At 36.9% G+C, this 20807-nt stretch carries 24 protein-coding genes; 7 read left to right on the top strand and 17 right to left on the bottom strand.

The window, feature by feature from the left end; all coding sequences use genetic code 11:
* Nucleotides 1-4 precede the first annotated feature (4 nt).
* The 3 genes from FAR12_RS05175 to rpmG form a co-directional block, all read right to left on the bottom strand.
* Nucleotides 5-787 carry a DUF92 domain-containing protein gene (locus FAR12_RS05175; RefSeq protein ID WP_126407040.1) on the bottom strand — a complete coding sequence of 261 codons (783 nt, stop codon included), beginning with the start codon at nucleotides 785-787 and terminating at the stop codon, nucleotides 5-7.
* A complete protein-coding gene (locus tag FAR12_RS05180) occupies nucleotides 780-1349 on the bottom strand; it encodes a 5-formyltetrahydrofolate cyclo-ligase (protein ID WP_126407042.1) in 570 nt (189 codons plus the stop codon). The genes FAR12_RS05175 and FAR12_RS05180 overlap by 8 nt, the downstream gene beginning before the upstream one ends.
* A 72-nt stretch (nucleotides 1350-1421) precedes the next feature.
* Nucleotides 1422-1571 (bottom strand): 50S ribosomal protein L33, encoded by a 150-nt coding sequence (gene rpmG / locus FAR12_RS05185; RefSeq protein WP_019154508.1) that lies wholly within the window; start codon nucleotides 1569-1571, stop codon nucleotides 1422-1424.
* A 228-nt stretch (nucleotides 1572-1799) separates the two neighbouring features.
* Between rpmG and FAR12_RS05190 the strand changes: the two genes are divergently transcribed.
* Together FAR12_RS05190 and FAR12_RS05195 are read left to right on the top strand one after the other, a co-directional pair.
* Complete coding sequence (locus tag FAR12_RS05190; protein ID WP_126407044.1) at nucleotides 1800-2177, top strand: hypothetical protein; 378 nt, start codon at nucleotides 1800-1802, stop codon at nucleotides 2175-2177.
* Nucleotides 2170-2631, top strand: coding sequence for an endolytic transglycosylase MltG (locus FAR12_RS05195; protein WP_170972107.1), 462 nt, complete (start codon nucleotides 2170-2172; stop codon nucleotides 2629-2631). Before FAR12_RS05190 ends, FAR12_RS05195 begins: the two co-directional genes overlap by 8 nt.
* Nucleotides 2632-2694: 63 nt before the next feature.
* On the opposite strand, the gene phoU is transcribed toward FAR12_RS05195, so the two are convergent.
* The 8 genes from phoU to sodA form a co-directional block, all read right to left on the bottom strand.
* A complete protein-coding gene (gene phoU, locus FAR12_RS05200) occupies nucleotides 2695-3354 on the bottom strand; it encodes a phosphate signaling complex protein PhoU (RefSeq protein WP_126407048.1) in 660 nt (219 codons plus the stop codon).
* A gap of 27 nt (nucleotides 3355-3381) precedes the next feature.
* On the bottom strand, nucleotides 3382-4215 hold the full coding sequence (gene pstB / locus FAR12_RS05205) for a phosphate ABC transporter ATP-binding protein PstB (protein ID WP_126407050.1): 834 nt from the start codon (nucleotides 4213-4215) through the stop codon (nucleotides 3382-3384).
* Between the two features lie 15 nt (nucleotides 4216-4230).
* A complete protein-coding gene (gene pstA / locus FAR12_RS05210; RefSeq protein WP_126407052.1) occupies nucleotides 4231-5115 on the bottom strand; it encodes a phosphate ABC transporter permease PstA in 885 nt (294 codons plus the stop codon).
* A 2-nt stretch (nucleotides 5116-5117) separates the two neighbouring features.
* Entirely contained in the window at nucleotides 5118-6023 is a 906-nt protein-coding gene (gene pstC / locus FAR12_RS05215) for a phosphate ABC transporter permease subunit PstC (RefSeq protein WP_246010303.1), read from the bottom strand.
* A gap of 255 nt (nucleotides 6024-6278) precedes the next feature.
* Entirely contained in the window at nucleotides 6279-7274 is a 996-nt protein-coding gene (locus tag FAR12_RS05220; RefSeq protein WP_126407056.1) for a PstS family phosphate ABC transporter substrate-binding protein, read from the bottom strand.
* 223 nt (nucleotides 7275-7497) lie between these two features.
* Nucleotides 7498-9678, bottom strand: coding sequence for a peptidoglycan D,D-transpeptidase FtsI family protein (locus FAR12_RS05225; RefSeq protein ID WP_126407058.1), 2181 nt, complete (start codon nucleotides 9676-9678; stop codon nucleotides 7498-7500).
* Between the two features lie 128 nt (nucleotides 9679-9806).
* Nucleotides 9807-11012 carry an MFS transporter gene (locus FAR12_RS05230; protein WP_126407060.1) on the bottom strand — a complete coding sequence of 402 codons (1206 nt, stop codon included), beginning with the start codon at nucleotides 11010-11012 and terminating at the stop codon, nucleotides 9807-9809.
* Nucleotides 11013-11165: 153 nt separating this feature from the next.
* Nucleotides 11166-11774 (bottom strand): superoxide dismutase SodA, encoded by a 609-nt coding sequence (gene sodA, locus FAR12_RS05235; RefSeq protein WP_126407062.1) that lies wholly within the window; start codon nucleotides 11772-11774, stop codon nucleotides 11166-11168.
* Between the two features lie 402 nt (nucleotides 11775-12176).
* On the opposite strand from sodA, the gene FAR12_RS05240 reads away from it, so the two are divergent.
* Nucleotides 12177-12872, top strand: a complete 696-nt coding sequence (locus FAR12_RS05240) for a Crp/Fnr family transcriptional regulator (RefSeq protein WP_126407064.1) — start codon at nucleotides 12177-12179, stop codon at nucleotides 12870-12872.
* Between the two features lie 78 nt (nucleotides 12873-12950).
* Here FAR12_RS05240 and FAR12_RS05245 read toward each other — a convergent pair whose 3' ends face one another.
* A complete protein-coding gene (locus FAR12_RS05245; protein ID WP_126407066.1) occupies nucleotides 12951-13430 on the bottom strand; it encodes a DUF456 domain-containing protein in 480 nt (159 codons plus the stop codon).
* A gap of 200 nt (nucleotides 13431-13630) precedes the next feature.
* The gene (locus tag FAR12_RS05250; protein WP_170972108.1) at nucleotides 13631-15262 is read right to left on the bottom strand and encodes a Na/Pi cotransporter family protein; all 1632 of its coding nucleotides are present in this window, start codon (nucleotides 15260-15262) and stop codon (nucleotides 13631-13633) included.
* A gap of 249 nt (nucleotides 15263-15511) precedes the next feature.
* Here FAR12_RS05250 and FAR12_RS05255 point away from each other — a divergent pair, with 249 nt between their 5' ends.
* Together FAR12_RS05255 and ispG are read left to right on the top strand one after the other, a co-directional pair.
* On the top strand, nucleotides 15512-15856 hold the full coding sequence (locus tag FAR12_RS05255) for a hypothetical protein (RefSeq protein WP_126407067.1): 345 nt from the start codon (nucleotides 15512-15514) through the stop codon (nucleotides 15854-15856).
* Between the two features lie 177 nt (nucleotides 15857-16033).
* On the top strand, nucleotides 16034-17152 hold the full coding sequence (gene ispG, locus FAR12_RS05260; protein ID WP_126407069.1) for a flavodoxin-dependent (E)-4-hydroxy-3-methylbut-2-enyl-diphosphate synthase: 1119 nt from the start codon (nucleotides 16034-16036) through the stop codon (nucleotides 17150-17152).
* A gap of 65 nt (nucleotides 17153-17217) precedes the next feature.
* On the opposite strand, the gene FAR12_RS05265 is transcribed toward ispG, so the two are convergent.
* The gene (locus tag FAR12_RS05265) at nucleotides 17218-17601 is read right to left on the bottom strand and encodes a hypothetical protein (RefSeq protein WP_126407071.1); all 384 of its coding nucleotides are present in this window, start codon (nucleotides 17599-17601) and stop codon (nucleotides 17218-17220) included.
* Nucleotides 17602-17738: 137 nt separating this feature from the next.
* Here FAR12_RS05265 and FAR12_RS05270 point away from each other — a divergent pair, with 137 nt between their 5' ends.
* The gene (locus FAR12_RS05270) at nucleotides 17739-18311 is read left to right on the top strand and encodes a hypothetical protein (protein ID WP_126407073.1); all 573 of its coding nucleotides are present in this window, start codon (nucleotides 17739-17741) and stop codon (nucleotides 18309-18311) included.
* A 12-nt stretch (nucleotides 18312-18323) separates the two neighbouring features.
* Here FAR12_RS05270 and FAR12_RS05275 read toward each other — a convergent pair whose 3' ends face one another.
* From FAR12_RS05275 to FAR12_RS05285, 3 genes are read right to left on the bottom strand one after another with little or no spacing between them, the layout of a single operon-like run.
* Nucleotides 18324-18737, bottom strand: a complete 414-nt coding sequence (locus FAR12_RS05275; protein ID WP_126407075.1) for a Fur family transcriptional regulator — start codon at nucleotides 18735-18737, stop codon at nucleotides 18324-18326.
* A gap of 4 nt (nucleotides 18738-18741) precedes the next feature.
* On the bottom strand, nucleotides 18742-19593 hold the full coding sequence (locus tag FAR12_RS05280; RefSeq protein WP_126407077.1) for a metal ABC transporter permease: 852 nt from the start codon (nucleotides 19591-19593) through the stop codon (nucleotides 18742-18744).
* Nucleotides 19590-20378, bottom strand: coding sequence for a metal ABC transporter ATP-binding protein (locus FAR12_RS05285; protein WP_126407079.1), 789 nt, complete (start codon nucleotides 20376-20378; stop codon nucleotides 19590-19592). The genes FAR12_RS05280 and FAR12_RS05285 overlap by 4 nt, the downstream gene beginning before the upstream one ends.
* 126 nt (nucleotides 20379-20504) lie before the next feature.
* Between FAR12_RS05285 and FAR12_RS05290 the strand changes: the two genes are divergently transcribed.
* The gene (locus FAR12_RS05290; protein ID WP_342772284.1) at nucleotides 20505-20768 is read left to right on the top strand and encodes a DUF2624 domain-containing protein; all 264 of its coding nucleotides are present in this window, start codon (nucleotides 20505-20507) and stop codon (nucleotides 20766-20768) included.
* Nucleotides 20769-20807 lie beyond the last annotated feature (39 nt).

The raw sequence follows: 20807 nt of genomic DNA on the forward strand, positions 1-20807 counted from the left end.
CGAATTACAAATAAGTATAAACAACAAATCCAACAAGTGCTGCTATAAGGCTGGATAAGAAGTTTACGAGATCATTATTTAAGAACGAGAAACCTCTAGTCTTTTTTGTTTTATGACCACAGTGTACGGTTTTTTCTGTTTCCGTATGACATTGTGTACATTGGTAAGAGGCTTGAAAAAAAGCACCCAACATCGTATCGATGATATTCCCTAGAAACCCGAAAATAAAAATTAAAATTGCCAAATCGTAGCTGAAATCAAAAAGGATAAAGGATAAGAGTGCAATTAATAACGCACCAGATACTCCTGCGAACGTTCCTAGAATACTCATAGCACCCGATGTACCATTTTCAGCAATTGAAAGAGTACGAATGCTAATGGGTGCTTTCTTGCTAAGTGTGCCAATTTCAGATGCCCACGTATCAGAGTTAGAACTCGCAATAAAAATGGAGAACAGGTAGATCCACACTGGTTCTGGGGAAAAGTAGTAAAGTAAACTTGCGACTGCCGCTCCCCCTCCATTGGCGATTACTTGTTGCCAATCTCTTTGAGAACCCTTGGCATGCCTTTCTTCTACTTTATTCTTTTGCATTCTTTTATACTTCGACCAGAAGCTTGATGTAACAAAAAAAACGCCAAGTAAAAATAATCCTTGGATATGTAGACCCAACATCGTTAGTATTCCAACCAATGCAGCAGCAATACTTCCTGATATCGTCAAAAACCGAAAGGAATAGCCTAAGACTACTGTGATCACGATAATGAGAAGATATATGTAATTATCCATTTATTTCGATGGTCTCCTCCTCGGTGATAATTTTTTGGAGCGGTATATCATGACTTTCTACCGGAAGTGATGAAACGACTTGTTGTTGAAAGGCAAGGGAGATTTTTTTCCCATCATACCCTTCCAAGTAACGGTCATAGTATCCACCACCAAATCCAAGCCTCTCCCCACTCTTAGTAAAAGCAAGCCCCGGTACTATCATTAAATCAATATGTTTTTTATCAACTTCATCGGTCACATCTTCTTTTGGCTCATACAGCCCGTAAAAGACACTTTCTAGCTCGTTAAAAGCTTTTAAGACTCTGAATTTCATCGTCCTATTAGATGGATAACATTTCGGTACCACAACCGTTTTTTTCTCTTCCCATGCCCTTCTAATGATTTGATATGTATCGACCTCAGGCATCCTTGATATTGTGATACTTATTGTATTAGACACTTTCCAAAAAGATTCAGCGAATAATCGCTGAGCAATCTGATAAGAAAAATGCTCGTAATCCGGTTTGGATAGATCGACTAATTGCTGCTGTATCTGTTTACGTATCTGCTTTTTCTCTTTCATATGGATGCCTCCATTTTTAAGTAAAACCAAATTTTTTTATAAAAAAAACAGTAGGAAATAAATTCCCACTGTTTACTTTGTTTCGCGATGTGTAGTACTCTTTTTGTCTCTTGGGCAATATTTTTTTAGCTCAAGACGATCTGGATTGTTGCGTTTGTTTTTCTTTGAAATATAGTTACGCTCTCCACATTCTGTGCAAGCTAAAGTAATGTTTACACGCATGAATTTCCCTCCAAACTACTATCTAACTGTTATTTCACATACGACTTTTCTATAATATCATCTTTTTAGTGGAAATGCTAGTAGGTTTTTAAACGATTGCGCAACATCTGACACAAATGTTCTCGTTTTTATAAATTTCTTTGTCAAAAGTCGTTTTATGATAAAATATTCTTCGTAAGATACTAACAGATATCGACAACGTTCGCAAAAAATCAGAGGTGAAAAAACATGGACTATGTGATGCCAGGCTTAATTGTATTAGCCATTTTACTATTAATCCTATCCTTTTTTCTAAAGGATCCATACAAAGAATTAAAAAATGAACTCGATCAATTTTCGATGCAGCAAATTCAAGACATGTACCAATTGAAGAGAAAAATTAAGATTTTAGAAGAAGAGCTATTGATTGATGATAGTGAGTTTAAATCACCAACTGTATTTAGCCCTTCAAATAAAAAGGAAATTCATGCGATTTTAAAAAATCAAGTATGGTCCTTAGCCAAGCAGGGTCTAACGATCGACCAGATTGCCAAACAATCTTCTTTATCATCAGATGACGTGCAAGCAATCATAAATGAGTTTTCTTCAGGTGAGCGCTATGAATAAAAGAAGCGTACGAGCATTTTCGATGGGGATTCTTTTTGCTGCACTATTGCTCTTTATTAGTGGCTTTGGCAAGGAAGCTGACATGAGCGTAAAGAATGCAAAAAAAGTACTTACAGATGAAGGCTTTGTTGTGATTTCAAAAGATGATTACAATAAGCTTTCAGCTGCTCAAACGAAGGAAGTTCCTGAAAAAATCGAAGAACAAAAAGTAGAAACAAAGGCTCCGGAGAAAGAAGAAGCAAAAACCATTTATTATGTTCTTGAAATTAAGAGTGGGATGAGTACCGGGGAGATTTCAACTAAATTAAAAGAAGCCAATGTCATAGATAATGAAGAAAAATTCGAGCAATTCCTTATCGACAATGGCTATCATACCAAAGTTCAGGTTGGCACGTTTGAGCTAAATAGTTCCATGGACTATGAAGCAATCGCCAAAATAATAACAAAAAGCTAATTAAGTAGAGGAAGTCCGTTTAGACTTCCTCTTTTCATTTTGGCCTTATGAAAACAGCCTTTATTAGTCATTTAAATCATAATGTTTTCCTTTGACAAGGTAGAAGATGCTCTCGGCAATATTCGTCACATGGTCAGCCGCTCTTTCTAAGTAACGAGCAACAAAAGATAGTTGAACGATTTGATCCGTTCTATCTGGTTGATTTCTGTTGATTTCTAATAGTTCACGAATCGTTTCCCCGTATAAATCATCTACTTTATCGTCCATTGCCGCTACATTTTTCGCAATAACGACATCTTCCTCGCTGAACGCACGTAATGACTCTTGGAGCATCTCAGACGTAATTTGATACATTTCCTTCACATGAACAATTGGCTTTACATGCTCTTCTTTCCCAATTCTAATGGTTGACTTCGAAACGTTTACGGCAAAATCAGCGATACGTTCAATATCAGTGGCAATTTTAATAGCAACAATAATTCTTCGTAAATCAATCGCTACAGGTGCTTGCTTGGCAATGAGAAGGATCGCAAAATCGTTAATTTCCTCATATAAGACATCAACTGCTGTGTCACCATCCATAATTTCCAACGCTAACTCAATATTTTTCGTTTCTAACGCCACTATGGATTTTCCTAGTGCAACATCTGCTAAACGGCCAAGCTCAAGCAGCTTGGATTGTAAATCATTTAAGTCTAGCTGAAATTTTTCACGTACCACCAATGGTTACATCTCCCATTCAAATTAGATTTATCCGAAACGACCTGTAATATAATCCTCTGTACGCTTATCCGAAGGATTTGAGAAAATTTTATTCGTATTGTCGAACTCAACTACTTCCCCGTTTAAGAAAAAGGCTGTTTTATCAGAAATACGCGCAGCCTGTTGCATATTATGGGTTACGATAATAATACTGTAATCCTTTTTAAGTTCTTGGACAAGCTCTTCAATTTTCAATGTTGAGATTGGATCAAGTGCAGATGTTGGTTCATCCATTAAAATGACATCCGGCTCAATCGCAAGACAGCGGGCAAGACAAATTCTTTGCTGCTGTCCACCTGAAAGACCATAGGCATTTTCATGAAGTCTATCCTTTACCTCATCCCAGATAGCTGCTCCACGTAAGCTCTTTTCTACGATTTCATCTAAGATTTTTTTATTACGTATGCCATGAATTCTTGGTCCATAGGCAATATTATCGTAAATTGATTTCGGAAATGGATTCGGCTTTTGGAATACCATTCCTACATGAGTTCTTAAGTTTTCAACCTTGTAAGATTTCTCTAATATATTTTTTTCACGATATAAAATATCTCCTGAAACCTTCACAACAGGAATGAGTTCAACCATTCGATTTAATGTTTTAATAAAAGTAGACTTACCACAGCCGGATGGTCCGATAATCGCCGTAACTTCATTTTCATATATTTCGAGATTGATGCTTTTTAATGCTTGGTCTTCCCCATACCAAAGATTTAGGTCCTTCGTTTGAAAAACTGTACTTTTATCTGCTTGATTATGAACTGATGAAGTTCCCGAAACATCACTTACGAAATTATTTTTATTTGGTGTAATCACAGTCATTTGTTCATTCCTCCATTAATATCTCTTTTGAAACTTATTTCGAATAATGATTGCAACTGAATTCATCAAGAATAATAGAACTAAAAGTACAACAATTGTTGCTGCTGCAAGGTTTGCGTATTCAGCAACTAGTGCCGCGTCGATTGTCCAGTAATAAATTTGTAGTGGCATAACCGTAAATTTATCGAAGATTCCATCTGGTAAAGGAAGCAATAAAGCTGGTATTCCCAACACTACTAATGGTGCAGTCTCTCCAATCGCACGGGAAAGTGCTAAAATGACCCCAGTTAGAATACCTGGTAAAGCAGCAGGCAAAACAACATTTTTAATCGTTTGCCATTTGGTTGCTCCCATCCCATAGGAAGCATCTCTCAAGAATTGTGGCACTGCACGAATTGCCTCTTGTGCACTTACAACAACGACAGGTAATACAAGGAGTGCCATCGTCAATCCACCCGCCAACACGACAGCACCCATGCCTAAACCTCTGACGAAGACTGTCAATCCAAGAAGACCAAAAACAATAGAAGGTACCCCAGCAAGATTGGAAATATTGATTTGTATGAACGCTTGGAAACGTCCCTTCTTCGCATATTCTTCTAAATAGATGGCAGTTCCTACACCTAATATAAAAGTTATTGGGGCAACAACGAGCATTAACCAAAAAGTACCCGAAATGGCTCCCATAATTCCTGCTCTCTCTGCATCTGTTGACAATTTACTCGTAAGGAAATCGAAATCAATCCACCCTATACTATCTGTAACAACGCGATAAAAGAGTATAACGAGAACTACTAATCCAACTAATGTCGCAAGAAAAAATAGTCTTTTTGCTAAGTTATTTAGGACTAAACGGGAGCCTAATTTTTTCTGTACTTGTTCCGCATCAATGTATTTCATAATTAGTACTCCTCCCTAAATTTACGAGAAATATACTGGGCGATTAAATTCATAATGAGTGTAAAGACAAACAATGTCATTGCCACAGCATAAAGACTATAATATAAAGTCGATCCAGCAGGAGCATCTCCACCAGTTACTTCTACTATATACGCGGTCATTGTTTGCATCGATTGGGTAAGATCAAAACTAAAGTTCTTCGAGCTTCCACTTGCAATCGTAACAATCATTGTTTCACCAATAGCACGTGAAATTCCTAGCACAAAGGAAGCAACGATACCAGAAATAGCTGCAGGTACGACTACCTTCCAAGTCACTTCTAATTTTGTCGCTCCAAGTCCCAATGCTCCTTCTCTCATCGCATTCGGTACAGCACTAAGAGCGTCTTCCGATAATGACGCAACCATTGGAATGATCATGATTCCCATGACAATTCCAGGACTAAGGATATTTGTTGGGTCTAAGCCTGGAATAATCGCTCTTAAAATCGGAGTAACGAACGTTAAAGCAAAAAATCCATATACAATTGTCGGAATACCTGCAAGTATTTCTAATATCGGCTTGACTACTCTTCTAACCTTCTCCGACGCATATTCACTCAAATAAATCGCAGTCATTAGGCCAATTGGAATTGCCACAATCATCGCAATGACCGAAGACATTAATGTTCCCATAAGAAGTGGTAGCACACCAAACTGAGCATTATCTCCTAATGGCTTAAGAATCGTTCCAGTGAAAAAGTCAATAAACGGTACAACTTTAAAAAACTCTATTGTCTCAGCAAGTAATGTTATTAAAATGCCAGCTGTCGTCAGAATTGAGATAACAGCAATAACCAATAAGATTTTTGGGATAAGTAATTCCACAATATTGGTAAAAGAAACAGATTGTTTGTTCTCTTCAATCATTTTTCTAATACTTACGTTTTTGTCTCTATCTTTACTTTTTGATTTATCCAAAATCATTTTCTCCTTCCAGAAACTGACCCTTTTATTATGAGAAGAAGTTTTTTCATACTTGAAGCGATTTATTGCAAAATTCTTACGTTATCACCAAAGCATACATGGCTCTTTTCTCAGCAATAATTTTTGAGAAAAGAGCCTTCATTTATAAATGTGTAAGAAGACGAAAAGGGTTTTATCCCTTCTCATCTTCCAATTTGATTATTTCAATGCTTCTAATGCATCTAGTGAAGCTTGAATTTCATCATCAGTTAAAGGAGCAAACCCAGTTTCAGCCGCTACGTCTTGAGCATTTTCAATTGTGTACTTAGCGTAATCTAATACTTGTGGTTTTTCCTTCGCCATATTTACATTAAGATAAGTAAATACCGGGCGTGTGAATGGGCTATAACCAAACTCTTCGCTTTCACCAATTGTATCTAAGCTTGGAGCAACTGCACCATTTCCGAAGTCAACACTTACAGCTGCAAGCTTATCTTTGTTGCTGTCATAGTATCCATATCCAAAGAACGCGATAGCATTTTTATCCTTTGATACTAAGTCAACTAAGATTGAATACTCTTGTTGAAGATTAATATCAGCATCTAAATCTTGCTCTTCAAGAATGTTTTCCCAGAAGAATTCATATGTTCCATGGTTTTCATTTGGTCCTAATTTTGTAATGGGCTCATTTGGAAACTCAGGACGTACATCAGACCAATTTTTAAGACCTTTACTATCTAAGAAGATATTCTTAACTTCTTCTGCAGTTAATTCTTTAGCCCAGTCGTTTTCTGGGTTAATAACAAATGTTAAACCATCTAAAGCAACTTTTAACTCTTGTACTTCGATCCCTAATTCGTCAGCAGAAGCTTTTTCTTCATCTTTAATTGCACGAGAAGCGTCATTGAAATCTGTTCCGCCTTCTTCAACTAAGAATTTCTTAAATCCTGCAGAAGTACCAGCACGACCAACCTCAACAGAAACATTTTCTTGAGCGTTTGTCATATAGTTTTCAGCCATTTTCGCCATGAATGGATATACAGTACCTGATCCATCAATAACAACACTGCCTTCTAATTCTGCTGTTTCTTCAGTGCTTCCATTTCCACCATCTGTTGTTTCTTCTGGCTCTTCAGAATTGCTACCACAAGCAGCAGCAAATACCATTAGAGCTGCTAGGATAAAAAATAAACCTAGTTTCTTAAGACTTTTCATTTTTCTTTTTCCCCCTAAGAGTGGTTGTTTTGTCCTACATGCTTAATATTAAAACTTCTCTGTAAACAGCGTTTTAATGAATTGTAAAGGTTTAGTAAATTTGCATCGAATAGGAATAAAATTCGTCGAATATGGGAAATGAGCCTTAGTCCTTGCTGAATTCAGCCAATAGAATAGAAAAAAGCCGTCCCTCGATAATCGAAAGACGACTTTATGATTTGCTCTATTCTTCTGTTTGCTCTTCTTGTTGTTCTTGTTGTTCTGTTTCTGCTCCTTCAGCTGCACCATTATCCGTAGTTGAAGGACTCGCTAATTTGCTTTCTTCTCTTGTCTTTTTCAAATCAAAATATGCATCAAGAGCTCTTCTAGCTATATTATAGTTGGCTGAGTGTCCACTATGTCCTTCATAGGCCCATGGTACAACAACTGCAATAGCAACTTCTGGATTATCATGTGGTGCATAGCCAATAAAGCTTAAATTCATTACTTCTACTGGATTCTTGAAATTCTTTCGTAAAGGTCCATCGTAAAATCCTTGGGCTGTTCCTGATTTACCGGCAGCTGCGTAATCAGCCCCCAAGAATTTACTATATGCGGTTCCTTCTGGATTCGCTACTACTTGACGGAAGCCTTCATGAATATTTTCCATCCAACCATCTTCAAGATTAATACGGTTTAATACTTTCGGCTGAATTTCTTTGATTACAGGTCCTAATTCATTCGTTTCTTCCAATGGAGCATGGATTTCCTTTACCATACGTGGCTGAATACGATATCCACCGTTAGCAATAGTCGAAACATACTGAGCCAATTGCATTGGGGTATACGTATCATACTGACCAATTGATAAGAAGAGCAATTGGGCTGGCGTTTTTTCTGGTCCTACGTATCCAGTTGACTCATTTGGCAGGTCAATACCCGTAGAGGAACCCAAACCAAATTGAGCAAAAGATTGCCGAATTGTATCGAAAGCCTTTTTGTTAATTGGTAAGGCTTTATTAGGTCGATAATTTCCTTCCCCGATAGCAATAGCCGTTTTAAACATATAAACGTTCGAGGAAACTCGAAGAGCGCGGATATCGCTTGTATTTCCAAAATTTTTCCAAGAACTTATTTCCTTGGATCCCGCAATGTGTAACGGTTCGTCGTAAAACACAGTTCCAGGCTTGATTACACCCGTTTGATAACCAGTTAAAATAGTTGCACCTTTTACCGTTGATCCAACGTTATAAGAGGTTGAAATGTTTCCAAGTGCAAAATCCTGCATTTCGGTTTTTCCAGTTTCACTATCTTTCACTAACTGTTTACCAGCCATTGTTAAGACATCCCCCGAATTCGGGTCCATCATGACAACAAATGCTCGATCCAATAAACTTGTTCTACCAGATGACTTTGCATTTCTTAATTCTTCTTCAACAACTTTTTCAACCTCAAGCTGTAGATCCATATCAATAGTTAGAACGAGGTCTTTTCCTCTTTCACCTTCAGAGATAACTTCTGTTTCAACTACTTTTCCTGACTTGTCAGTAACATTCTTCACTTTTGCTTTTTGTCCATGAAGAACCTCTTCGTATTGCTTCTCGATATAACTTTTTCCAACTCGGTCATTGCGGTTATAGCCACGTGCCATAAAGTAATCGAGTTGTTCTTTCGGAATCCCTTCATCCGAATCTGTTACTTTTCCAAGAACAGTCTTCAATGTACTGCCAAAGGCATAGGATCTCTCCCAATCGGTTGTTGTATCAACCCCAGGAAGATATTGAAGATTTTCACTAACGAGCGCGAATTCTTTTTGCGTAACATCTTCATTTTTCACAATTTGCGGGGTTAAAGCATAGCCGCTATTAAAAGCGCGATAAATAGCTAGAATTTCTAAATCGTCTGCTGTTAGTTCACTTAATTCCTCTTCAGTAATACGTTCTAACTGCAGGTTATAAATCTTTTTATCATATTCTTTAGCTTCTAATTCTTCTTTTAGCTTTTCTTTCTCTTTTTCCGATACCTTCTTAGTGGCACGTTCAGGGTTTAAAAGAATCCAATAGTCCTTCTTGTCCCGTTCTTGAACTTTATCTGGCTTCAACTCAATTAGTTTCGCTAATTTTTTCGCAACATCCAGCATTTCATCCTGACTAGCACCAAAATTGGTATATGTAATCGCATTTTTCGGTGTATTATCAACAATAACCTTTCCATTACGGTCATACATTTTCCCTCTTGGAACAGGATTATTTACCGTGATATCCTCCGTTCTTTCAATTTCTCGCTTATAATCATCTCCGTACACAATTTGTACAACCCCAAGACGGAGGATTAAAACAGAAAAAAGAAAAAACACAATAAAAAATAATAAATTTAAACGAACAGGTATTATTCTCTTTTTCTTTTTTTCACTCTTATTAACCAATGTTTATACCCACTTCCCAGATGCTTTCTTACAATAATACTATTTTAAAGGAAACGTCCCTAAATTTCTATTGTGACACAACAAAAAGATTTTTCCAAAAGAAAAGGAAAGGCAAAAAACCTTTCCATTCATTGGGAGAACTCTATTTTTCGGACAAAGAAGTAAATCAACGTATGTCCAGCGCCGAGAATTAGTAAAATGATAGGGGTAATTTTCTCTGGGTTAAAAAAAGCTATACCAATGAGGAATAACACAATGGAGACGGCTCTTCCCGCGTTTAAATAAATTTCTCTTACAACAATATACTCAATTCTCATTTCAGCAGCTTTCCAGCCACTCCCGATGACGTCATAGGTCATAGACATGTATGGAACTAGTAATAATGGATAGGCAACGGCGATTACTCCTGCGTAAATAAGTAACTTTATATAGGATGGTTCAAAGACAATGACGAAAATAGATAAATATAGAAGGATTCCTCCAATTAAAATTGCTTTCTTTCGCATGTCTTTTTTGATCAATTTTGAAACCAAATAGTAGGCAATAAAGGATATTCCCGAATTAATCAGCCCAAAGGTGCCCAAAGAAAGCTCACTGCCTGTCGATATAAAGACAAACACAGAAATGATGAAGGCAAAAGTTCCTTCACGAAAGCCTTGAAAAAAATTGGCATTCGTGATCAGACTCCAATTTCGATTTTCTTTTCGTTCTTTAAGGATACGGACGAAATAATATTTCCCCTTCGCTGGCCTTCTTTTAATAAAAAAGCTCAGGAATACCGCTAGTGAAAACAGTCCCAGTGAAATGCCAAATACGATCGAATACCCTACCATTTTATCCATTTTTGAAATAATAAATCCAGCCGCAATTGGGCCAATCATACCACCAATTGAAGACAAAATTCCTAAAAAACCGTTAAAAAAATCTCTTGATTCTGGCTCAGTGATTTCGAAAGTTAACACATTATAAGCAAGCCAGTAGAATCCATAACCGATTCCCAATAATCCACCTAGAAGAAGTAAAAACTTCGAAGCACTCGTTCCAATTAACAAGACCGTCAAATAAAAGAGAGCTAAAAAAATGACACCGATTCTAAACACAATCACCCTGTCAATTTTTTTAGCCCACCTACCTGCAAGAATAAAGGTAATCGGCTGCATAATGACGACAGCTAAATTATACATTCCCAAATCTGAAAACTCACCTGATTGCTTCCATAAATATATATTTACGAATGTATTTGATAACGCCACACTTAACGAATACAAACCACCAATGATCAGTAACAAAGTCAAATCTTTAGTTAATTCTACATCACCAAGCATTTTACGCATAAAAAAACTCCCCTTTATATCTAGGGGTAGTTTCTAACAAAAACAAGTTCGTTATTCACTTTTAAATATGTTGATTGTTTTTAACATCGAAATTTTTGAAAAAAGCCAATAAAAAAGCAAAGGGTAAAAATCCCTTTGCTTTAAAAAGTCAGCTTATTTTGCTGCGCTGTAAAGCTTAGCAACTTCATCCCAATTTACCACATTCCAGAAAGCACCGATGTAGTCTGGGCGACGGTTTTGATAATTTAAGTAGTAAGCATGCTCCCATACATCAAGTCCAAGAACAGGAGTCTTGCCTTCCATTAATGGAGAGTCTTGATTTGGAGTGCTTGTTACTTCTAATTCACCATTGTTTACAACTAGCCAAGCCCAACCAGAACCAAAGCGTGTTGTAGCAGCTTTTGTGAATTCAGCTTTGAAGTTATCTAAGCTTCCAAATTTGCTGTTAATTGCATCAGCTAATTCTCCAGTAGGAGCTCCGCCACCATTTGGAGAAAGGATTGTCCAGAATAGTGAGTGGTTAGCATGTCCGCCACCATTGTTACGTACAGCAGTACGTGCAGCTTCTGGGACTGCATCTAAATTAGCAACAACTTCTTCAACTGATTTAGAAAGAAGTTCTGCGTTTCCTTCTAATGCAGCATTTAAATTTGTTACATAAGTGTTGTGATGTTTAGTGTGGTGAATATTCATTGTTTCTTTGTCGATATGTGGTTCTAATGCGTCATAAGCGTACGGTAATTGTGGTAATTCGAAAGCCATGATTCATTTCCTCCCTATGTATCCTCAAATTTTTTAGAAGCATTCTTAGACTCATTATGAGTTAAAAATTTTTCTAATGTGATTAAGTTAAGATTACCAAAACTGGATTATTGTTTCAAATAATTTGTCTTTTCGTAACCATAACTATAATAACCATTCCACTTATTAAGTATTCCACATTCATGGCCAATCTCCTTTTTAATTTCAGCACAAAGTTCGATAATTTGTCATGAATCTACCAACCCATATATAGCAACGATTAAGGCGATAAACACCGTATCAATAGAGGTTTTTAAGGGTCAGCTGATATTGACAGTCGACCCAATAGTTGCGATATTTTAAGTAAGTGAAGAATATCACAATCTAGTTTTAAAAATTCGCATTTCATTAGGAGTGGTATTGATGAATGAGCTATCTCTATCTTTGTACAGTTTACTCATACAAGAGTTTGTTGATAAGGAAACAATTCAAAAATATAAAGCTGGAACAATACTTTTTAACGAAGGCGATTCGGTCGATTACGTCTTCATCTTATTGCGTGGAAGTGTCTCTCTCGGTCGTGTTCATGTAAAAGGAAAGGAATTCATTCTTAAAATCCTTTCTGGAGAAGAGCTATTGATTGAATATCAACTCTATAAACAACAACCTAAATACCACTTTTATGCAAAAACTCTTTCAGATTGTGAAATGCTGATGATCAAACGGACTGATTTTGAACGTTTTGTGCAAAAGGATCCAGTAACTCAAAATACTTTATCTGCTTGGCTAAGTACGCGATATTTAAAGGCTCAAATGAAATGCCAGGATTTAATGATGAACGGAAAAAAAGGTGGACTTTATTCCATCATAATACGTTTATGCAATAGTTATGGAATTATGACTGATGAAGGAATATTAATTGATCTTCCTTTAACCCACCAAGAGCTCGCGAATTTCACTTACGGAACACGTGAAGTCATCCAACGTATGTTAAAAGAACTTCGAGAAAAGGATGTTATTGCTTACAACCAACAACGGTTGGTCGTCAAGAATATAAGCTATTTAAAAGACACCGTTGATTGTCAAAACTGCCCTTATGAAATATGTGGGATTAACTAAACAAATGATAAAAAGAAGCTGTTTCAAAAAGGTTGTCATGGTCCTTTTACGAACAGCTTTTTCTAATTTGATAGCTCATTAAATAACAATAAAAAAATAAATGATCTGTAATGCTTGAATAATCCCTTTTGTAATTACACTGCTAATAAATCCAATCACTGAACCAAAACCGATCGATACCGCACTCTTAAAATCTTTCTTATTGACAATTAACTCTGCTAAAATTGCGCCTAAAAAAGGGCCAATGATAATTCCTAAAAACGGAATGACAAATGGGCCAACTAAAAGACCAATTGTACTTCCCCACACTCCCGCTTTCGTGCCTCCATATTTCTTCACACCGATCATATTCGTGACGAAATCTGCTCCAAATAACAATACAACTAGCAGCCCCTGTACAAGCCAGAAAATCCAATTAAATGGTTCGAAGCTGAAGAAAACACCATATAGTAAGAACCCTCCAAGCAAAAACAAGACACTCGGGACGATGGGATAAATTAATCCAACGAACGAAATAACAAAAAGCGCTATAATAATGACCCAATAAACGATATCCATAAAACGACCTCCTTTTCTTTAGTTATGCTTACTAACTATGTAATCATACTCCCTTAGAAAAAACCAATATTATAGGTAAGCAAGAAATTTATTTTGAGTTGCTATTATCTCATGAGTCCAGAAACTGTGTCCTTATGCCGTTACTGAAAAAAATGAGAAGCTCCCCCAAACGCTTTTTGGGACAGCTTCTCAAATCATCATTAATGTCTTTCACCTAGAACAGCTTCAGCAATATTCACAGCGTGATCACCGATTCTTTCGAGGTTACTAATAATATCTACATATACTATTCCAGCTTGAGCACTACACTCGCCAGCACTTAAGCGAAGAATATGTTGCTTGCGCAATTTACGCTCCATTTTATCAATAAGTTCTTCTTTCTTTATAACATCCCTAGCCAGGTCTTTTTCGTTATGATCAAGAGCATTAATCGCTTCTTTAACAGTTGTAATCGTTAGTTCAAACATTTCTTCAAGCTCTACCATTGCTGAGCCCGTAATTTTCACCTTGTTTGCTAACTGATACTCTACTAGTTCCAAAATATTTTCGAAATGATCGCCGATTCTCTCAATATCTCTAATTGTATCTACTAAAACAGAATGTTCTTCCGATTCATGTTCAGATAAAGAGCTTGAAGCTAGTTCAACTAAATAATCCGTAATTTTTCTATCGAGATTATTAATTGCCTCTTCTAGCTGTACAGCTGTATCAGCATGCTTTTGCACCTTTGTTCGCAAATATTGGTTTGATTCTGTTAATCCCAAGATAGCAAACTGGCCCATTCTTAAAACCTCTTCCTTGGCTTGTCCAAGCGCAATAGAAGGTGACTGTTCGATAAAATTAGGGTCCAAATGCTTTGCCTTATATTCTAAAACAGAATCCTCTCCAGGAATAAGCTTTGTTACCAAGACCGCCAATAAGGCAATAAACGGAAATTGAATAATCGTATTTGTTGCATTAAATGTACCATGCGCAACCGCAATGACCATTTCCGGATTTAAATTTAAAACATCTTGTAAATACGTAATGAACATTGTAAATGGTTTTAATAATATCATAAAAATGGTTGTACCAATTAAATTGAATAATACATGAGTTGCCGCCGCTCTTCTAGCAGCTATCGAAGCACCGATTGAAGCTAATACGGCTGTAATCGTCGTTCCGATATTGTCTCCAAATAAAACAGGTAGGGCTGCATTAATATCTAATAACCCTTCTGAAAATAATCCTTGTAAAATACCGATTGTCGCACTTGAACTTTGGACAATAACTGTAAATAACGTTCCAATCACAACACCTAAAATTGGGTTATCACTCATACTCACTGTAAGCTCATGAAAAGCCTCTAAGCTTCTTAGCGGTTTCATCCCACTACTCATTAATTCTAATCCAAAGAATAATGCCCCGAATCCAAAGACAATTTGTCCAATGCTATGGATTTTCTTACTCTTAAAGAAAAACAGTAGAATAGAGCCTAAAGCCATAATTGGCAAAGCATATTCGCCAACATCTATACCGATAATAAAAGCTGTTACAGTCGTACCGATGTTTGCCCCCATAATAACACCGATCGCTTGACGCAATGTCATAAAACCAGCACTCACCAACCCAACAACAATAACAGTTGTCCCAGAGCTACTTTGAATTAACCCTGTAACAAGAATCCCGGCCAATACGCCCATAAAAGGATTGGAAGTAAAGCGATCTAGGATATCGCGGAGTTTATCTCCAGCTGATCTTTGGAGACCATCTCCCATATACTTAATCCCGAATAAAAAGATCCCTAGTCCACCTAAAAACTCAAAAATCATTTGCTGCACATTTATCTCCAAAGTCTTCCAACTCCTAATTCCTTTAGTAAATTAGTTTGTCAAAACCTCTCTCATTATGATGAACAAAAGCTTCAATGTAAATGAAATGTTGATTAAATTTACAATACATTTACAAAAGGGAGTTTTATTACAATTGTGTTACAAATTATATTAATTATAATCAGAAATATACATTTTTTTCACAACAATGTTCTATTTTAAATTAGACAAGCATATGAATGGAAAAATCCCAATTAAGGAGTAGTATCCATGAAGCGATTATTCGGACTAGTAATCATTGCCCTAATCTTGTTTATTATTTATTATGATCTAAGCAAAGGTACTCTACCGATTACAATTGAAACTACTACTGCTGCACAAGTGGAGAATACAGAGCAAGAAAATGTAACCGTCGAAATGGATTATTTTGAAAAAGAGGTTGTAAGTGGCGATACGGTGCTTTCTATTATTGAATCGCAGCTAGACTCGGCAATTCCCGTTTCTATCCAAGAAGTCATTAATGATTTCAGCAGTCTTAACAAAGGAATATCAGTTGAAAAGATCCAAATTGGAAAGACTTATAAATTCCCAAACTATGCCAATTTACATGAATAATCCAATTCAACCAGTAAGTTTCTTGTCAAGTTGATTCCTTCACTGATACAATTAATGTATATTAGCGTTATAATATTGAAGTAGTTTTACGATGCTCAAGTTAGAGACACGTTCTCGACTTGTGCGAATCATTACTTTCATAACGCTTATTTCTTTTTAAAAAGGAGCGAATCACTCTTGAGTGAAATTATACATCGTACAAAAACCCGCCCCGTTAAAGTTGGAAATCTAACTATCGGGGGAAATAATGAACTAGCAATTCAAAGTATGACAACGACAAAAACACATGATGTGGAAGCAACAGTTGCTCAAATCAAACGTTTAGAGGAAGCAGGCTGTCAAATCGTCCGTGTAGCTTGTCCAGACGAAAGAGCAGCAGATGCGATTGCAGACATTAAGAAGCAAATCAATATTCCTCTTGTGGTTGATATTCATTTTGACTATAAGCTCGCCCTTAAAGCAATTGAAGGCGGAGCTGACAAAATCCGTATCAATCCAGGTAATATCGGAAAAAGAGAGAAGGTTGAAGCGGTTGTAAAGGCTGCTAAAGCCAAAGGGATTCCGATTCGAATCGGGGTTAATGCAGGTTCACTTGAAAAAAGAATTATTGAAAAATATGGTTACCCAACTGCAGACGGAATGGTTGAGAGTGCCTTACACCATATTAAAATTCTTGAAGACCTAGATTTTCACGATATCATCGTGTCCATGAAGGCTTCAGATGTTAACCTAGCGATTGAAGCATATGAAAAGGCCGCAAAGGCTTTTGACTATCCATTACACCTTGGAATTACAGAGTCAGGAACATTATTCGCTGGTACAGTTAAAAGTGCTGCCGGACTCGGAGCTATTTTAAGCAAAGGAATCGGAAACACTTTACGTATTTCATTAAGTGCGGATCCTGTAGAGGAAGTAAAGGTAGCAAGAGAACTTCTTAAATCATTCGGACTTTCATCCAATGCCGCAACGCTTATTTCATGTCCAACTTGTGGCCGTATTGAAATCGACCTTATTAGCATTGCCAATGAGGTAGAAGAATATATTTCAACCATTAAGGCACCAATTAAAGTAGCCGTGCTCGGTTGTGCTGTAAACGGTCCTGGTGAAGCAAGAGAAGCTGATATCGGAATCGCTGGAGCACGTGGCGAAGGTTTATTATTCCGTAAAGGAAAAATCGTTCGTAAAGTTCCTGAGGAAACGATGGTTGAGGAATTAAAGAAAGAAATCGACCAAATTGCTGCAGAATATTTCGCAAAAAAAGAAGCGGAAGAAAAGGAAGCAGCACTAAACAAATAAGGGAAAGGCTTGGCGAATAATCGCCAAGCCTTTTTTGCTATTCAAGTGCTCCACTCTTAAATAGCTTAGAAAAACGGGAGAATGAAGATCCCAAGAATAATCGATACTACTCCAATTCCGATTGCCCAACTACCGAGACTTTGTGCGCCTCTTCTTCGTGCTACAAAGCCAAGAATAATCCCAGCTGCCCCAAACAATATTGGTGCTACGAATAAAGACAAGATGGAAAGGATAATGGCAGCAAAGCCCATTCCTGTTCCTCCTGTACGAGTGTCTCTATCCGTATCATAGTCTCTGTCGTTATCGAACTCTCGTCCAAATGTAACTGGTGCAGCCATTTCAGCTGAGGTTTCCTCTAAATAATCCGCAGTTCTAGGTGAATCGTTCTCTTCAACCCCATTGTCTTTTCTTAAATTTGCATAAGGGGCTTTTCCGTATTGATCTGCCATATTTGAAATCCCTCGCTTTCTTTGGAGCATTATTATTGTTTATCGTTCACATCAATTTTAAAAGTGTAAATGTCTGTCATTCTTTTCAGAAGTAAGATCGGTTAAAATAGAGAAGCAAGAAATTAAAGGAGTTTATTATGAGAAAAAAATTTGGTATCGACATCGATGGAACTGTTACTAGCCCCGATACGATTGTTCCCTATATGAATCAAGATTTCGGATTATCATTAAGCTATTCTGATATTAAGGAATATGATTTATCTGTTCATGTAGACATTTCTAAATCAGATTTTGCGAAATGGTGGTTAGATAATGAAGCAAGAATTTACGAAGCATCCCCTCTAACAAAAGAAGTCCGCGCCGTTCTACGCGAATGGGAAAGTGCTCACGATTTATTCTTTATTAGCGCAAGAAGTAAACACCTTTTAGAATTAACAAAGGAATGGTTTGTCAAACAAGATTTGCCCTTCCATCACATTGAATTAATTGGATCACATGACAAAATAAATGCTGCGAAACAATATGAGGTAGATATATTTTTCGAAGATAAACACGATAATGCTGTTGCCATTTGTGAACAGTGTAAAATTCCTGTCATCCTTTTTAATACACCTTATAATCAGGAGCCGGTCCCAGAAGGTGTAATTAGGGTTAATAACTGGTCTGAAGCAAAAGCATGGGTTGATACTTGGCTAAAAGAAAATGCGTAGAGAAGATTGTCTCTACGCATTACATTCAGGGCAGCGCCCATAAATTTCGAATTTATGACCAGAAATATCGAAGCCATTTAAATTTTCTCTTAAGCTTTGCATCGGGCAAGTATCGATTTCCTTTGTCTTCCCACAGTCTAAACAAATAAAGTGATGATGGTGTTCTTTATGGGAACAGGCAAATCGAAAATGCTTCTCCCCTGATAACTCAGTCATTTCAAATATTCCTAAATCCACAAATACGGATAAATTACGGTAAATTGTATCAAAGCTTAAACCTGGATAATCGTCCTTCATTTCGTCGAGAACATCCTTGGCGGTTAGATATTTCTCGCTATTAGAGAACAATTCAAGCATTTCTTCCCTTTTTCCCGTATGTTTATAACCTTTTTCTTTCAATAATTGAAGAGCCTCATTTACATTCATACGCTCACCCCATTTTTACAGGTCTTGCCGAATTTATCTTCTTTATCAATATTGTTATAACTAATATTAACACAGAAATCATGACAATTGTGCCACCAGGAGCTAAATCGAGATAATAGGAAAGGACTAATCCTCCGATCACAGATGTCTCTCCGAATACAAGGGAATAAAAAATCGTCTGCTTAAAACCCTTCGCAATCCGAATGCTCGCGGCAACTGGCAAAGTCATTAATGACGATACTAAAAGAATGCCGACAATTCGCATAGATGAAGCAATGACTAAAGCAACCATAATGATAAAGACGAAATGAATGCTCTTAACGGCAATTCCCGACGCTTTTGCATGCTCTTCATCGAATGATAATAAAAATAATTCCTTGTACAATACAATAATAGCAGCAATCACGAAAACACTGATGAAGAGAATCGTGTATAAATCAGCTCTGCTGACGGCGCTCACACTACCAAACAAATAGCCAAATAAATCGGTATTAAAGCCATCGGCAAGCGAAATAAAAATCGCTCCAAGGCCAATTCCTCCCGATAAAATAATGGGGATGGCTAGTTCTTGATAATGTTTATACACACTTCTTAGTTTTTCAATAAATAAAGAACCTCCAACTGAAAAGACCATTCCCATATATAAAGGATTCAGTCCACTAAAGATGAGGAATTTTTTTTCAAGAAGTAAGCTTGCAGCAATCCCAGCCAATGTCACATGGCTTAAAGCATCGGCAATTAATGACAGCCTTCTTACAACGATAAAAACACCTAATAACGGCGCGATAATCCCGATAATAATCCCGGCCAAAAAAGCATTTTGGAGAAATTCATATTGTAAAATATCTTGAATCATTTTCTTGCTCCTTCATGATGATGCTCATGCTCATGTGAAAGCAAATGAACATCATGTCCATAAAACTGCGACATCTCGTTAAGCTGTAGCTTTTCAAATTCTTCCGATTTCCCATGAAAATGCATATGCTTATTTAAGCATGCTACGTCCGTCACCTTGTCAGAAATCGTACCAACATCGTGAGTAACGAGTAATAAAGTAATACCTCGAACTTTATTTAAGTTCTCCAGCATTTCATAAAAGGACTGCACATTTTGCGCATCTACCCCTACAGTTGGCTCATCTAATATTAACAGCTTGGGTTCACTCACTAACGCTCTCGCAATAAAGACACGTTGCTGTTGTCCACCAGATAGCTCCCCAATATTCTGATTCATGTATTTCGTTAAACCGACCGAGTCGATCGCCGCTTTAATTTTACGATGATCATTTTGGTTCATAAACTTAAATAAACCAATTTTTTTTGTTAAGCCGCTCCCGACTACTTCATAGACAGTTGCTGGAAAACCGGAATTAAAGGAATTTGCTTTTTGTGAAACAAAGCCGATTTCATGCCAATTCTTAAATCGATGGATATCTTCTCCGAAAATCTTGATTTCCCCTTCTTGAATTTTTAAGAGGCCAAGAACGAGCTTCAAAAGAGTTGATTTCCCTGAACCATTCGGTCCTACAACGGCTAAGAAAGAACCTTGAGGGACTGTCATGTCGATATTTTCTAGGACATTTTCTTTTTCATACCGATAAGATAATTGCTTTATTTCAATAATAGGTTGACCTGAATTCATGCTATCACCTAGTTTTTTAAATTAGAATCATTACGATTTAGTAGTATACAGGAAGTATACCTCAAAGTAAAGCTTATTGCACGTCACGATTAGAAGCTATGTCTCATACATTAAAAAAGAAGGGGTGTGGGACGATTGAATATCTTTCAAAGCATCATCAATCATAAAGTGAATACGATCACTGGAAGAGACTTAATAAAATATGGAAACCAGTTTCAAATATCTATTACGAAAGACCAAGCTGAAACAATCGCTTCTTACTTAAGAGGAAAAAATGTCAATGTGTTTGATGAGGCAGAGCGAAACAAAGTTATCAAAGAAATTGCTAAAGTTGCTGGTTCTGACACAGCGCAGCAAGTAAATCGTCTACTACTTGGATTAGTGAAATGATGAAAAGCTGACGAGAGCTACCAAAATGGCAGCTCTCGT

It is taken from the genome of Bacillus yapensis (genome assembly GCF_005280205.1).
Taxonomy (GTDB): domain Bacteria; phylum Bacillota; class Bacilli; order Bacillales; family Cytobacillaceae; genus Robertmurraya; species Robertmurraya yapensis.

Bases quoted from the DNA above. Each gene is read 5' to 3' on its own strand.
- FAR12_RS05175 (WP_126407040.1), bottom strand. From the start codon at position 787: ATGGATAATTACATATATCTTCTCATTATCGTGATCACAGTAGTCTTA.
- FAR12_RS05180 (WP_126407042.1), bottom strand. From the start codon at position 1,349: ATGAAAGAGAAAAAGCAGATACGTAAACAGATACAGCAGCAATTAGTC.
- rpmG (WP_019154508.1), bottom strand. From the start codon at position 1,571: ATGCGTGTAAACATTACTTTAGCTTGCACAGAATGTGGAGAGCGTAAC.
- FAR12_RS05190 (WP_126407044.1), top strand. From the start codon at position 1,800: ATGGACTATGTGATGCCAGGCTTAATTGTATTAGCCATTTTACTATTA.
- FAR12_RS05195 (WP_170972107.1), top strand. From the start codon at position 2,170: ATGAATAAAAGAAGCGTACGAGCATTTTCGATGGGGATTCTTTTTGCT.
- pstB (WP_126407050.1), bottom strand. From the start codon at position 4,215: ATGACTGTGATTACACCAAATAAAAATAATTTCGTAAGTGATGTTTCG.
- pstA (WP_126407052.1), bottom strand. From the start codon at position 5,115: ATGAAATACATTGATGCGGAACAAGTACAGAAAAAATTAGGCTCCCGT.
- pstC (WP_246010303.1), bottom strand. From the start codon at position 6,023: ATGATTGAAGAGAACAAACAATCTGTTTCTTTTACCAATATTGTGGAA.
- FAR12_RS05220 (WP_126407056.1), bottom strand. From the start codon at position 7,274: ATGAAAAGTCTTAAGAAACTAGGTTTATTTTTTATCCTAGCAGCTCTA.
- FAR12_RS05230 (WP_126407060.1), bottom strand. From the start codon at position 11,012: ATGCGTAAAATGCTTGGTGATGTAGAATTAACTAAAGATTTGACTTTG.
- sodA (WP_126407062.1), bottom strand. From the start codon at position 11,774: ATGGCTTTCGAATTACCACAATTACCGTACGCTTATGACGCATTAGAA.
- FAR12_RS05240 (WP_126407064.1), top strand. From the start codon at position 12,177: ATGAATGAGCTATCTCTATCTTTGTACAGTTTACTCATACAAGAGTTT.
- FAR12_RS05245 (WP_126407066.1), bottom strand. From the start codon at position 13,430: ATGGATATCGTTTATTGGGTCATTATTATAGCGCTTTTTGTTATTTCG.
- FAR12_RS05255 (WP_126407067.1), top strand. From the start codon at position 15,512: ATGAAGCGATTATTCGGACTAGTAATCATTGCCCTAATCTTGTTTATT.
- FAR12_RS05265 (WP_126407071.1), bottom strand. From the start codon at position 17,601: ATGGCAGATCAATACGGAAAAGCCCCTTATGCAAATTTAAGAAAAGAC.
- FAR12_RS05270 (WP_126407073.1), top strand. From the start codon at position 17,739: ATGAGAAAAAAATTTGGTATCGACATCGATGGAACTGTTACTAGCCCC.
- FAR12_RS05275 (WP_126407075.1), bottom strand. From the start codon at position 18,737: ATGAATGTAAATGAGGCTCTTCAATTATTGAAAGAAAAAGGTTATAAA.
- FAR12_RS05280 (WP_126407077.1), bottom strand. From the start codon at position 19,593: ATGATTCAAGATATTTTACAATATGAATTTCTCCAAAATGCTTTTTTG.
- FAR12_RS05285 (WP_126407079.1), bottom strand. From the start codon at position 20,378: ATGAATTCAGGTCAACCTATTATTGAAATAAAGCAATTATCTTATCGG.